The following is a 12,611-nucleotide window of genomic DNA, read 5'->3' on the forward strand; positions in this document are numbered from 1 at the left end:
GTCGGGGTGGACAACAACGTCCCTGCCGGCACTCCCGAGATGCCGCGACCGTTCTCCGACGGGGTGCGGATCGCCCTCGTCGACGACCACCCGCTCGTGCGGGCGGCCCTGCGGATGGTGCTGGACGCCACCCCCGGCCTGCAGGTCTGCGTCGAGGCGCAGGACGGTCCGGGCGGTGTCCGCGCCGTGCTCGACGAGCGTCCCGACGTCACGCTGATGGACCTGGCGATGCCGGGATTCGGCGGAGTAGAGGCCACCCGCACCATCCTGGCGGGGTGGCCCCAGGCCCGCGTGGTCGTCCTCACCGCCTTCGCCGACCACGTGCTCGTCGACGAGGCGGTCGGCGCCGGCGCGGTCGGGTACGTCCTCAAGGACGCCTCCCCCGGCACGGTCGTCGACGCGGTCCTCGAGGCCGCCCGCGGCGGCCGCCCCGTGCGCCCCGACCTCGCGCGCCCCTGCGCCTGACCCCGGTCCTTCGCCCGCCCCCCACCTGGGACCCGCACCTTCCTGCGCCCCCGTCCGGCCCTCCTCGACCCGGCCCCGCGTCGTCCGCCGCGCACCCCCGGCCGGCACGACGGAGGGCCGCCGGTCCGATCGGACCGACGACCCTCCCGCCCGGCCAGGGGTGGGGCCGGGCGGTGGGCGGCCGCGCGCCGGGCGCGGCCGCCCACCCCGTCGTCAACGGCGCTGGAAGGTCACCCCCTGGAGGGTTCCTCCGCGCACGGACTCGACGACGAGCTGCGTGCTCGCACCGGGGTTGACCCCGCCGCGGACACGAATGCCCCAGTCACCGGTGGTCGCCGGGGCCACCGGGGCGGAGACGAGTCCCTCACCGACCAGGGCGCCCTTGGTGCCGTCGGCGTTGCGGACCCACACCTTCACCGTGTTGTTCCAGGTGACGCTGGCGGTGCCCGACACGCGCCACTCGGACTTGTCGGCGCGGTACTGCGCCTGCCCCACGGTGAGCTGGTCCACGACCTGGGTGACCGTCACGGTGGACGAGGCGGTCTGCCCGTCGGCCCCCGTCACCGTCACCTCGAACACGAGCGGCTCTGCGCTCGCCGGCATCGGGAACGTGAAGCTGGCGGCCGTGGGGTCCGCGAGAGGAACGGAGGTCCCGGCCGTCTGCGTCCACGCGTACCCGGTGGCACCGGTGCTGTCCGCGGCGGAGACGGTGACCTGACGTCCGAGGGGAGCCTCGGCCGGCGAGGCGGTGGCCGTGGCGACCGGGCCGGCGGGCGGCGGGGGCGGGGTGGCCTCCGTGACGACCGCGACCGCGTAGGAGGCGCTGGTGTGGGTCCCGCCGCTGCCCACCGCGGTGAGGGTGAAGGCGAGCGAGGTCTCCTCGGCCGGGGCGGTGAAGGTGACCTCCTGCCCGGTCTGCCCCGCGATCCCGACGTCGGGCCCGGCGACCTGGTCCCACAGCAGGCTGTCGGCGTTGTGGGAGGCGCTGGTCAGGGTGACGGGCTGGCCCACGAGCACCTCCGTCGGCCCCGAGATCATCGCCACGGTCGGCATGGCCTGGGCGGCCTGGGGACCCGTCACGGTGACGGGCGTGGTCGCGCTGCCGCCGGCGGCCGAGGTCACCGTCACCGACGCCGGCGGTGCCGTCGTCGTGGTGGTCACGGTGCCGCCCGTCAGCACGACGGGCGACCCGGCGGCGTCGGTGAGGCCGTCGACGGTCAGCACCGGCGGGTCGACCTCGTCGCTGGAGGTGGCCGTGACCGTGAGCTCGTCGGTGGCGGTGTCGTAGGTCGCCGTGGTGACGGTGACCCGGTCGGTCACCGGCAGGGTGCGGGTGGCGACCGGGCGGTCGCTGTCGTTGGTGAAGGTCACGGTGCCCGGCACGGTCTGGGGCAGCGGCAGGCGCCCGAAGTAGCGTCCCCCGTCCGCGTCCAGGGTCGTCCTGACGACCCCCTCGCCCTCGACCGAGACCGACTCGTTCACGTCGGTGACGGCGTGCACGTCGAGCCAGCGACCGGACGGACCCTCTGCGTAGAACGCTCCCTGCGGGTCGATGCCCGAGTTGGTCGACACCTTGCCCATGAGCGAGAACTGGTCGGTCGCCGCCACCGTCGCGCGGGTGCCGTCGTCGAGCAGCTGGTCGACCCGGAACTCGTTGGTCCCGTGCGGGCTGCCCGTGACGCGGGTGGGCACGGCCGGGTCGCCCACGTAGCGGTTGCCGTCCGGCGTCTCGATGAGACCGTCCACCCCGACGAGGAAGGGATTGATCCGGGACCGCAGCGCGAGCCCGAAGTTGCCCGGCGCCGGGGTGATGTCCTCGACGTAGCGGAAGCCGTCCGCCTCCGCGTCGGTGACGGTGAACGTGTCCACGCCGTAGGGGTGGACCACCTCGTAGGTCCCGCCGGACGGGAGGTCGAGGTCGAAGCGCACGCGGCCGAAGACCACCTGGTCACCGTCGACCGTGGCCTCGTTGGCCATCGTGGCCTCCAGCCCGTAGACGAGCACCCCCTTGCCGCCGGTCGGCATGTCGAGCTCGGCCCCCGCCAGGAAGTAGAAGGACTCAAGCGGCCAGTTGTCCGGGAAGCTGATCGGGGACTCGGGGTCGGGCATCTCACCGCGCAGGAACGCCGGGTCGCAGTAGGGGTCCTCCAGGTCGAGGCACTGCTCCAGGCGCAGGCCCTCGCTGTCCCGGTACCACGTGGGGTACCCGTGCTCCCCGCTGACGGGGCCCACGGCGGACAGGCTGGTGGGGTTGGGCACCGTGACCTCGGCCAGCGCCACGGTCGCGCCGGTGGCGACCACGCCCGCCGTGGCGAGCACGGCGACCGTCCGGCGCCTCAGGAGGGACCCGGGCAGGCGTCGCCCGGCCGGGTCGTGGATGGTGGTCATGTCGAGCTCCTCGGGTGGTGGTGGGGATGGGTGGAGACAGGTATGGGGCGGGGGCGGGTGCGGGAAGGGCGCGGGCCCGGGCGGTTCACGGATGGATCACCCGGCCGGTGATGGCGTCGAGGGGCACCGGACCCAGCCGACGGGAGTCGATGGAGTCGAAGCGGTTGTCGCCCAGGACGAAGACGTGGTCGTCGGGCACCTGGACGGGCCCGAAGAACACGCCGTCGAGGGTGACGTCGTCGACGTAGGGCTCCTCGACCGGTTGGCCGTCGACGTGCAGCACGGCGTCGAGGATCTCGATGCGCTCCCCCGGCAGACCGACGACCCGCTTGACGACGGCACCGTCGGCGCCGTCGAAGAGGACGAGGTCCTGGTGGTCCACGTCGTCCCAGTGCAGGGAGAGGCGGTCGACGAGGATCGTCGACCCCGGCTCCAGGGTGGGAGCCATCGAGTCGGAGGCCACCTCGAAGGGGGTGAGGACGAAGGCTCGGGCCACCGCCACGCCCAGCAGGGTGAGCGCGGCGGCGGCGCCGAGGGTCGTGGTGGTCGCCACGGCGATCACGCGTCCGGCGGGAAGGTGTCGAGCAGCGCGGGCGCCGTGGTGATCGGGTCGTGCGCGTCCGGCTGCCCCGGGGTCAGGCCCACGGCGAACTGGTGCATCATGTCGTGGTCCTCGTGGGGCAGGTTGTGGCAGTGGACCATGTACTTGCCTCGGCGGTCGAAGCGCATGAGCACCCGCACCAGCTCGTCCGGACCGACGTAGGCCACGTCCTTGGGACCGCGCTCGTAGTCGAACGGCGGCCGCCCGTTGCGGCTGAGGATCTTGAAGTCGACCAGGTGCACGTGCAGCGGGTGGAACCACCCGCCCGAGCTCGTCTCCAGGTCCCACGTCTCGACGTCGCCGAGGCCCGGGTTCGCCAGCACCCGGGTGTAGCCGCTGGCGACGACGTCGCTCCACGTCTCCTCGTTGATGTTCCAGATGTTGGTCTGGTCGTTGCGCTTGAGGTGCAGGCGACGCCGGCGACGGCTCGTGGCCGGGTCCAGGCTCATAACCTCGCTGGAGGCCAGCGTCTGGGGGATGGCCCTCCAGGTCGGGTCGCTGGTGTCCACCGGGGCGTCGGTCACCGTGAACGCCATGATCTCGTCCGTGTGGTCGAAGTCGACGTTCTTGGGGTTGGAGGCGTTGCGCAGCCGGACCGTGGTCCCGGGGGCGTAGCGGCTGAAGTCGACGAGGAACTCGTAGCGCTCGGCCGGGGAGTGCCGCCAGCGCGTCACCGGCCGGCTCACCGGCATCAGGCCACCGTCGGTGGCGACCATGTGCACGGGCTCCCCGGTGCTCAGGTAGGGCCGGTAGGACCGTGACATGGAGGCGTTGAGGAGGCGGAAGCGGTAGACCCGCCGCTGGACCTGCATGACCGGCCACGGCTGTCCGTTGACGAGGACGACGTCACCCCAGACGCCGGAGTGCTCGTCGTCGTCGAAACGTACCCTCCCGTCGGCCTCGAACATCATGTCGCACAGGGTGAGCGGGACGTCGAAGTCGCCCTGGGGCAGCAACGCCCGCTCGACCTCGTCGTGGATGAGGTACTGGGCGGCCAGGCCCGAGTAGACGTTCATCGTGGTCTGGTGCGAGGCGTGGTCGTGGTACCAGATCGACCGGGCCGCCTGGTCGTTCTCGTACACGTACTCCTTGTAGTAGCCCGGCCCGGTGAGGTCGCCGGCGTAGCCGTCGAACTCCGGGGCGGAGGCGTGCCCGTGCAGGTGGGTCGACAGTGAGATGGACTCGTGGTCGGCGTGGCTCGCGTGCCGCACGCCGGTCAGGCCGTTGCGCACCCGCAGGCGCACCTGGGTGCCCCGCTCGACCGAGATCGTCGGCCCCGGGACCATCCCGTTGTAGCCGATGACCGGGGTGGTGTACTTCGGCAGGATCGAGGCCGTGCCCGCCCGGGCCGTGACGCTGTAGCGCTCCACGCGCACACCGTCGGCGTCGGTCAGCACCTGGTAGGGCGCCAGCCGGGGCAGGGGGCGGAAGGCCGCCCGGTAGGGCCGGGGCATGTCCCGGTCCGCCAGCCCGCTCGCCGACTTCGTCAGCACGGTGTTGCCCAGAGGCTGGGTCAGGCCTGCGTACCCCATCATCCCCAGCGCGCCCAGGCCCGAGGCCGCCAGCAGGTTCCGTCGTGTGATGTCCACCGAAGTGTCCCCTTCTGCTGCACGCTTCCCGTCAGGTCCGGCCGGGGGTGTGTCACGGATGTCGGCGGGAAGCTCTCCCGGTCGGTGATCACCACGGTCCGCCTCCCGCCTTGCGCGAACCTTGCGTCCCACTTGGTGGCAAGATCGACCCATGTCCACTCCGACATCGCCCCCGACCGAGCCCGCCTCTGCCGATCCCGGTCCCGGTCCCGGTCCGGCCGACCCCGGTGCCGTGGACCTCGACACGGTGCGCCGGGTCGCCGGGGGGATCCACCGGGCGATCACCACGGTGATCGAGGGCAAGGACGAGGTCGTCACCACCGCCGTGACCGTCCTGCTCGCCGAGGGCCACCTGCTCGTGGAGGACGTGCCCGGGGTCGGCAAGACGATGCTGGCCAAGTCGCTGGCCCGGGCCATCGACTGCCAGGTCTCCCGCGTGCAGTTCACCCCCGACCTGCTGCCCAGCGACATCACCGGCGTGAGCGTGTTCAACCAGGACAGCCGCCAGTTCGAGTTCCGGCGCGGGGCGATCTTCGCCAACGTCGTCGTCGGCGACGAGATCAACCGGGCCTCGCCCAAGACGCAGTCCGCGCTGCTGGAGTCGATGGAGGAGCGCCAGGTCACCGTCGACGGGCACACCTACCCCCTCCCCCGGCCCTTCCTTGTCATGGCCACGCAGAACCCGATCGAGATGGAGGGCACCTACCCGCTCCCGGAGGCCCAGCGGGACCGCTTCATGGCGCGCCTGTCGATGGGCTACCCCTCGGCTCTCTCCGAGATGGCCATGCTCGCCTCCCACGGCGGCGTCTCCCCGCTGGAGGCGCTGACCCCCGTGACGACCTCGGAGGAGGTGCAGGCCCAGATCGAGGCGATCCGCGAGCTGCACGTCTCCGACGCGCTGCGCCGCTACGTCGTGGAGCTGATGGCCGCCTCCCGCCACCACCGGATGCTGCGCCTGGGCGCCTCGCCGCGCGCCGGCCTGCAGCTGCTCCGGGCCGCCCGGGCGCACGCCGCGCTCGCCGGCCGCGACCACGTCGTGCCCGAGGACGTGCAGGCGATCGCGGTCCCGGTGCTGTCCCACCGCGTGCTGGCCACCGGCGAGGCCTCGCTGACGCGGCACAGCACCTCCGACATCGTCCGGGACGTCGTCGAGCGCACCGCCGTCCCCGCGGGGCGCTGAGGGGAGCGATGAGGTCCCCCTGGAAGGTGCTCACCGCCCGGGGCAGGGCGTTCACCGTCCTGGGGGTGGTGGTCGTGGTCGCGGGCGTGCTCCTCGGTTACGAGGACGTCACCCGCATCGGTCTGGTGCTCCTGGCCCTGCCCCTGCTGGCCCTGCTGCTCGTACCCCGCCGCACGCCCCGTATCAGGGTCCTGCGCGAGGTCGAGCCGGTCCGCCTCAGCCCCGAGGAGCGCGGCACGGTCACCGCACGGTTCACCAACGTCGGCCGCCGCCGCACCCCGGTCTACCTGGCCGAGGAGCGCCTTGACCCCCAGCTCGGCGAGCGGCCCCGGTTCGTGCTCCCGCGCCTGGTCCCCGGCGAGGAGAAGCGCCTGCGGTATGCCGTGCGCAGCCGCCACCGCGGCGCCTACCACCTCGGGCCGGTCCTGCTGCGCCAGCGGGACCCCTTCGGCCTGACCTTCCTCACGCTGCAGCTGTCCTCCACCGCCGAGGTGCTCGTGCTGCCCCGCGTCCACCCCCTCGGCGACGGGCGGGTGCGTGGCACCTCCCGCGGCAGCGAGGGCGAGATGCCCCAGATGGTCGCCCTGCACGGCGAGGACGACGTCTCCATCCGCAACTGGCGCCAGGGCGACGAGCTGCGCCGGGTGCACTGGCCCGCGACCGCACACCGCGGCGAGCTCATGGTCCGGCAGGAGGACCGGCCGGCCCGCCGGCGGGCCCTGCTGCTGCTGGACTCCCGCGACGGCGCCCACCCCGGCTCGGGGGTGCGCACCTCCTACGAGTGGGCCGTCTCCGCGCTGGCCTCGGTCGCCCGACACCTGGTGGCCGACGGGTTCGTCGTCCACCTGCTCACCGACACCACCCTGCGGGAGGGGACCACCGACCACCCGGTCGACCTCGACGTCGCGCTGACCGCCCTGGCGCGGGTGCAGCCGGACCCCGAGGGCCGGCTGGACCGGCTGGCGGCGGCCGCCGCCCCCTTCACCACCGGTGGCGTCCTCGTCATCGCCGCCGTCGTCGGCGACGACGAGGAGTCGCTGCGCACCCTGGCCGCCATCCGCCAGCCGGGCTCGCGCGCGATGGCCTTCGTCCTGGACCCCACCCGCTTCGGCGGCGGCGAGCGCACCCGGCGGGCCGACCGGGAGGCGACCCGCGAGGTCGACCGCCGACGGCGGGGGCGGACCGCCGGCGACGACGGGATCGGCGGGGCCGGGGCGGTCGGCGCCGAGACCGCCCAGCACCGCGAGCTCGCCCCCACCGCCGTGCTCGCCGACGCGGGGTGGCAGAGCGTGGTGGTGGGACCGCATACCGAGATCCCGCAGGCCTGGGCCTCCCTCACCGCGGCGGGCGGGCTCGTGGGGGCTCGCCGATGAGGCTGGACGAGGAGGCGTTCGCGCGGGGGATGTGGCCCGAGGGCCTCGTCGCCGCGCTCGCCACGCTGGCGGTGGCCTGGCCGCTGACCGAGCTGCTGCGCGACAACAGCTGGTTGTGGCCGGCCGTGCTCATGGTGGGGGTGGTGGCCCTCTCCGGGGCGGTCCTGCGCACCCTGGACGTGCCGCCCAGCGTCGTCGCGCTGCTGCAGCTGCTCCTCGGGCTGGCCGGGCTGATGCTGACCTACCTGCGCGAGACGCTGTGGCGCGGCCTGCTGCCGACCGGGGAGACCCTGGACCAGATGGGCGTGCTCCTGCGCGAGGCCGGCACGGTCCTGCAGACGTACGCCGCGCCCGCCCCCGTCACCGACGGGGTCTCCTTCCTCCTCGTCGCCGTGCTCACCCTCACGGCGGTCTCCGTCGACTCGATGGGTGTCACCGGGCGGGCTCCGGCCAGCGCCGGGATCCCGCTGGCGGCCGGCTTCCTGGTGTCGGTGTCCAACACCGGCCAGGCGATGGAGCCGTGGTACTTCGCCGCGGTCGCCGTCCTGTGGCTGGTCATGCTGGCCCAGCAGGGGCACCGGGTGCTGGCCGGATGGTCCTCGGCCGACCGGCGGGAGGCGCGCGGGGACGACATCGGCGTCAAGGTGCCCACCTACCGCGGCCTGGGGCAGGCGCTCGGGGCGCTGGCGCTGGTCGCCGCGGTGCTCGGCGCCGCCGCGCTGCCGCACCTGCCGCCCACCTTCTTCGGCGACGGCCTGGCCCGCAACCCCGACGCACGCACCGCGGGGGGCGGGGGCGACGTGACGTTCACCGAGACGATGGACCCCGCGCAGGACCTGCGCAACCAGTCGCGCACGCCGGTGCTGACCTACCGCACCTCGGCCACCCGGCTGGAGCCGCTGCGCGTCACCGCGACCGAGCGGTGGGAGGACGGCCGGTGGGTCGCCCCGCAGCGCACCCAGGGCGGACTGACCCAGGTGGGCGAACCGGTCCCGCCGCCGCCGGGTCTGGGTGAGGACGTCCCGGTCCAGCCCCAGCAGCTCAGCGTGACCGGCAACTCCCTGGAGCCGCCCCACCTGGCGACCTCCACCCCCCTGGTGACGCTCGACCTGCCCGAGGGTGCGGCATACCGCTTCGACCCCGAGGACCGCACGGTCGTCCTGCAGACGCCGGTCGAGTCCTACGAGACCACCTACCTCGCGGTGGGCGGGGGCACAGGCTCGCTGCCCGACGGCGTGGGCGCGGCCCCGGCCGACCCGGCGCAGTTCGACCCGGAGGTGCTCGAGCTGGACCCGGTGTCCCTGCCGGCGGTCGAGCAGCTCACGGCCGAGGTCGTGGGCGGGGAGACCAACACGCTGGAGACGGCCGTCCTCATCCAGGACCACCTGCGCTCCAGCGCCTACACCTACTCCCTGACCCTGGCTCCGGAGGCCCAGGACGACGCGAGCGACCCGATCGGCGGGTTCCTGGCGACGCGGCAGGGGTACTGCGTGCAGTTCGCCACGGCGATGGTGATGATGGCCCGCAGCGAGGGGATCCCCTCACGGATGGCCGTGGGCTTCCTGCCCGGAGACCCGCAGCCCGACGGCACGCGCGCGGTCGTGGCCTCGGACGCGCACACCTGGCCCGAGCTGTGGATCGAGGGGATGGGGTGGACCCGGTTCGAGCCCACCCCCGGCGTGCGCAGCGAGGCCCCGCCGGCCTACGCCCGGGCCCAGGAGGGCGGCGACACCGCGCCGACCACGACGACGGTCACCCAGACGCCGACACCGACCGAGGAGCAGGCGCCCGCGCCGGCGCCCCAGCCCGACGAGACCTGGCAGGACCGGCTGGCCGACCTGCTCCCCCTCATCGGGAGGGTCCTGCTGGGGCTGCTGCTGCTCGCCCTGCTGCTCGCGCTCGTGCCGCTGGCCGGCCGGCGTCACCGGGAGGGGGCGCTCGCCGAGGCGAGCACGCCCGCGGAGCAGGTCGAGGCGCACTGGACCTGGCTGACGCGCAGCCTGCGGGACCTGTCCGTGCCCGACCCCCCGGAGCGCAGCCCCCGCGCGATGGGTCGGCACTACCGCAGCGTCACCACGCTGAACCGGTCCGGCGAGGCGTCCCTGGACCGGCTCAGCGCGGTGCTCGAGCGGGCCCGCTACGGCCGGCCCGGGACCGTGCAGGCCGGGCAGGTGGAACCGCTCGGCGACGACGTGCGCCGGATCGTGGAGCAGGTGCGCGAGGGCACGCCCTGGAACGTGCGGGCCAACGCGGCCCTGCTGCCGCGCAGCGGGATGGACGGGATCAGGTCGATGCTGGGACGGCGAGGACGGCCGGGACGGCGGGGGTGAGGGGTCGCGCATGGTGGGCCACCGCCCTCGGCTGGTTCGTCGGTGGTGGCATCACGGCCTGGATCCTGTGGGGCCCCTTCCTGTTCTTCGCCTATCCCGGCCGGGAGGCCCATCTCGTCCTCGACACGGCGGACGCCTGCGTCGCCCTGCTGGGAGCCTTCCTGGCCCACGGCCGGTTCGTGCGCGCCGGGCGGTGGCAGGACCTCCTCCTCGCCCAGAGCCTGCTCGTGCTCGCGGTCTCCGGAGCCGTCTCCGGGATGCTCGCCGGCGTGCTCCCCGGCTCCCCCGGCGCCACCGACGTCTGGATGCTGCTCGGCCTCCGGACCGTGGGCGCGCTGTTGCTCCTCGCGGCGTCGCTCGTCGGACCGGTGCGGGTGGTGGGTGTCCGGCTCCGGCGGGCCGGCGTCGCCGGAGGACGTGTCGCCCCGGGGGGCCGCCCTTCCCGGGCCGGCGCGCCGGCGTGGGTCCCGACCGTGGGGGGACCCACGCTCGTCGGCGTGGCCGCCTTCGTCCTGGCCTCCCTCGTCGGCGCGGGTCTTCCGGTGGCCGTGGACACGGCATACCTCGAGGCGGACCTGCGCCCCGCGCTGCTGACGGCGCACCCCGTGCTCGTCGGTGCCCAGCTGCTCTCGGCCGTGGCGTTCCTGGTCGCCTCGGTGGCGTTCACCCGTCAGGGGATCCGGACGGGCGACACGCTGCTGCGGTGGTTGGGGCCCGCGAGCGCCCTGGGCGGGTTCGCCCGGGTGAACTACGCGCTGGCGCCGTCGCTGTACACCGACTGGCTCTACACCGGTGACCTGCTGCGGACCGGGTTCTACCTGCTGCTGCTGGTCGGGGCCGCCCGTGAGCTCTCGCGGTACTGGACCGCCCGCACCGAGGACGCCGTGCTGGCCGACCGGCGCAGGCTGGCCCGTGAGCTGCACGACGGCGTGGTGCAGGAGCTGAGCTACATCCGGGGCGAGAGCCACGCGATCCAGGACGACCCCGGCCTGCGGGAGCGCATCCTGGGGGCGACCGACCGTGGCCTGGACGAGGCACGGGCCGCGATCCACGCCCTGGGCCAGGTGGAGGGCGAGCCGTTCGCCGAGCTGCTGCACCGCGCCGCCCACGAGCTGGGACGACGGCACCGGATGGACGTGGTCGTGGACGCCGACCCCTTGCTGGCGGTGGAGGCCGACCAGGTGCACACCTTGCTGCGGATCGTGCGCGAGGCGGTGACCAACGCCGCTCGCCACGGACGGGCGGAGGTCGTCAGGGTCGAGCTCCGCGGTGACGGGGGTGCACGGCTCCTGCGGGTGTGCGACGACGGCGTCGGGTTCGACGTGGACGGAGCGGTGCAGCAGCGGACCGGGTACGGGCTGGTCAGCATCGGCGAGCGGGCGAGGGCGTTGCCGGGCACACTGGACATCGCCAGCGAGGTCGGTGTCGGGAGTGAGGTGAGTGTGCGGTGGTGACGGCGGACGGCGGGCGGGCGCATGCCTCGGCGGACGGGTCTGCGGATGCCCCCGAGCCGGGGGCGAGGAACAGGCCCGGGGAGGAGGGACCGATGCGCGTCGTCCTGGCCGACGACCATGCACGGGTGCGCGACCAGGTGCGCCGGGCGCTGGAGGACGGCGGGTGCGAGGTGTGCGGTGAGGGTGCGACGGCTCAGGAGGCTGTCGACCTGGCGGTGCAACACGCTCCCGACGTGGTGCTGCTGGACATCCACATGCCCGGCAGCGGCATCTCCGCCGCCGCCGAGATCACCCGCCGACTGCCGCAGACGGCCGTGGTCATGCTGACCCGCTCCGGTGACGACGAGGACCTCTTCGACTCGCTGCGGGCCGGAGCGTCGGGCTACCTGCTCAAGGGGGACGACCCCGCCACGCTGCCCGACGCGCTGAGGGGCGTGCTCGACGGGGAGGCGGCGATGTCGCGGCGCCTGGTCACGCGGATCATGCAGGAGTTCCGCGCGCCGCGACGCCGGCCGTTCGTGCGCAAGTCGGTCGCAGCGGGGCGGCTCAGCTCCCGCGAGTGGGAGGTCATGGAGCTGCTCGCCCAGGGACTGACCACCGAGGACGTGTCCAAGCGGCTGTTCCTCGCGCCCACCACCGTGCGGGTGCATGTGTCCTCGGTGCTGCGCAAGCTGCGCGTGAAGGACCGCGAGAGCGCCTTCAAGCTGCTCAGGCAGGATCCGGAAGAGCCTGCGCCAGAGCGCTGAGCACCATGCCCAGCCGCTCGGCCTCCTGCGGCGTGTGCTGCGTGTCGCCGATCAGCACGTAGGGACCGTCCCGCTCCCCCGTCGTCGGGTCGACGGACATGCACAGCACGGCGCTCACCCCGTCCGCCAGGGCGACCGGCTCACCCTGGTGCAGCCAGTCGTCCTCGCCGCGGGCAGGGTCGTGGGCGGTGACGCACCACGGGGGGCAGTGTTCGACGGTATCGGTGCCCACACTTCTCCCTACGGTCCGTCGGTCGGTTTCGAGACGGACGTGGGGACCCCGGCATGTGTCAAGGTCCCGACATCCGCTGCGGGCTTAGAGCACATCAGGCCTCACCTCTTCAACTCGAAAGGGATGCTCCTGGTGGTGCCGTCCTCGAGCTTCACGACCAGATGGCCCTGCTCGTTCGTCAGGCCCGTCAGGTGCGAACTTGCGTACTTGTGGCGCCGCCTAGCCGCTCCACCGTCGCGGACGCGGTCTTGGT

The 12,611-nt window shown here is 73.8% G+C and carries 10 protein-coding genes; 6 read left to right on the forward strand and 4 right to left on the reverse strand.

What is annotated here, in order from left to right; genetic code table 11:
• The first annotated feature begins 6 nt into the window (after positions 1-6).
• Entirely contained in the window at positions 7-465 is a 459-nt protein-coding gene (locus tag ACWHYA_RS16685) for a response regulator (RefSeq protein ID WP_425940390.1), read from the forward strand.
• A 213-nt stretch (positions 466-678) separates the two neighbouring features.
• On the opposite strand, the gene ACWHYA_RS16690 is transcribed toward ACWHYA_RS16685, so the two are convergent.
• The 3 genes from ACWHYA_RS16690 to ACWHYA_RS16700 all read right to left on the reverse strand — a co-directional run bounded on the left by ACWHYA_RS16690 (position 679) and on the right by ACWHYA_RS16700 (position 5,043).
• Positions 679-2,853, reverse strand: coding sequence for a PKD domain-containing protein (locus ACWHYA_RS16690; RefSeq protein ID WP_425940388.1), 2,175 nt, complete (start codon positions 2,851-2,853; stop codon positions 679-681).
• Between the two features lie 85 nt (positions 2,854-2,938).
• Positions 2,939-3,406 (reverse strand): signal peptidase I, encoded by a 468-nt coding sequence (lepB, locus tag ACWHYA_RS16695; RefSeq protein WP_425940386.1) that lies wholly within the window; start codon positions 3,404-3,406, stop codon positions 2,939-2,941.
• Between the two features lie 5 nt (positions 3,407-3,411).
• Positions 3,412-5,043 (reverse strand): multicopper oxidase family protein, encoded by a 1,632-nt coding sequence (locus ACWHYA_RS16700; RefSeq protein ID WP_425940385.1) that lies wholly within the window; start codon positions 5,041-5,043, stop codon positions 3,412-3,414.
• 151 nt (positions 5,044-5,194) lie between these two features.
• On the opposite strand from ACWHYA_RS16700, the gene ACWHYA_RS16705 reads away from it, so the two are divergent.
• The 5 genes from ACWHYA_RS16705 to ACWHYA_RS16725 all read left to right on the forward strand — a co-directional run bounded on the left by ACWHYA_RS16705 (position 5,195) and on the right by ACWHYA_RS16725 (position 12,126).
• Positions 5,195-6,223, forward strand: a complete 1,029-nt coding sequence (locus ACWHYA_RS16705; protein WP_425940383.1) for an AAA family ATPase — start codon at positions 5,195-5,197, stop codon at positions 6,221-6,223.
• Positions 6,224-6,231: 8 nt separating this feature from the next.
• Positions 6,232-7,596, forward strand: coding sequence for a DUF58 domain-containing protein (locus ACWHYA_RS16710; RefSeq protein WP_425940381.1), 1,365 nt, complete (start codon positions 6,232-6,234; stop codon positions 7,594-7,596).
• Positions 7,593-9,926: a transglutaminase family protein gene (locus ACWHYA_RS16715; RefSeq protein WP_425940379.1), complete on the forward strand. Its 2,334-nt coding sequence runs from the start codon at positions 7,593-7,595 to the stop codon at positions 9,924-9,926. The genes ACWHYA_RS16710 and ACWHYA_RS16715 overlap by 4 nt, the downstream gene beginning before the upstream one ends.
• The gene (locus tag ACWHYA_RS16720) at positions 9,923-11,380 is read left to right on the forward strand and encodes a sensor histidine kinase (RefSeq protein WP_425940377.1); all 1,458 of its coding nucleotides are present in this window, start codon (positions 9,923-9,925) and stop codon (positions 11,378-11,380) included. Before ACWHYA_RS16715 ends, ACWHYA_RS16720 begins: the two co-directional genes overlap by 4 nt.
• A gap of 92 nt (positions 11,381-11,472) precedes the next feature.
• Positions 11,473-12,126, forward strand: coding sequence for a response regulator (locus tag ACWHYA_RS16725; protein WP_425940375.1), 654 nt, complete (start codon positions 11,473-11,475; stop codon positions 12,124-12,126).
• Here ACWHYA_RS16725 and ACWHYA_RS16730 read toward each other — a convergent pair.
• Complete coding sequence (locus ACWHYA_RS16730) at positions 12,089-12,358, reverse strand: DUF6907 domain-containing protein (protein ID WP_425940373.1); 270 nt, start codon at positions 12,356-12,358, stop codon at positions 12,089-12,091. The two genes, ACWHYA_RS16725 and ACWHYA_RS16730, sit on opposite strands and share 38 nt — an antisense overlap.
• Positions 12,359-12,611 lie beyond the last annotated feature (253 nt).

The sequence above is a fragment of the Ornithinimicrobium carbonis genome (assembly GCF_977012275.1).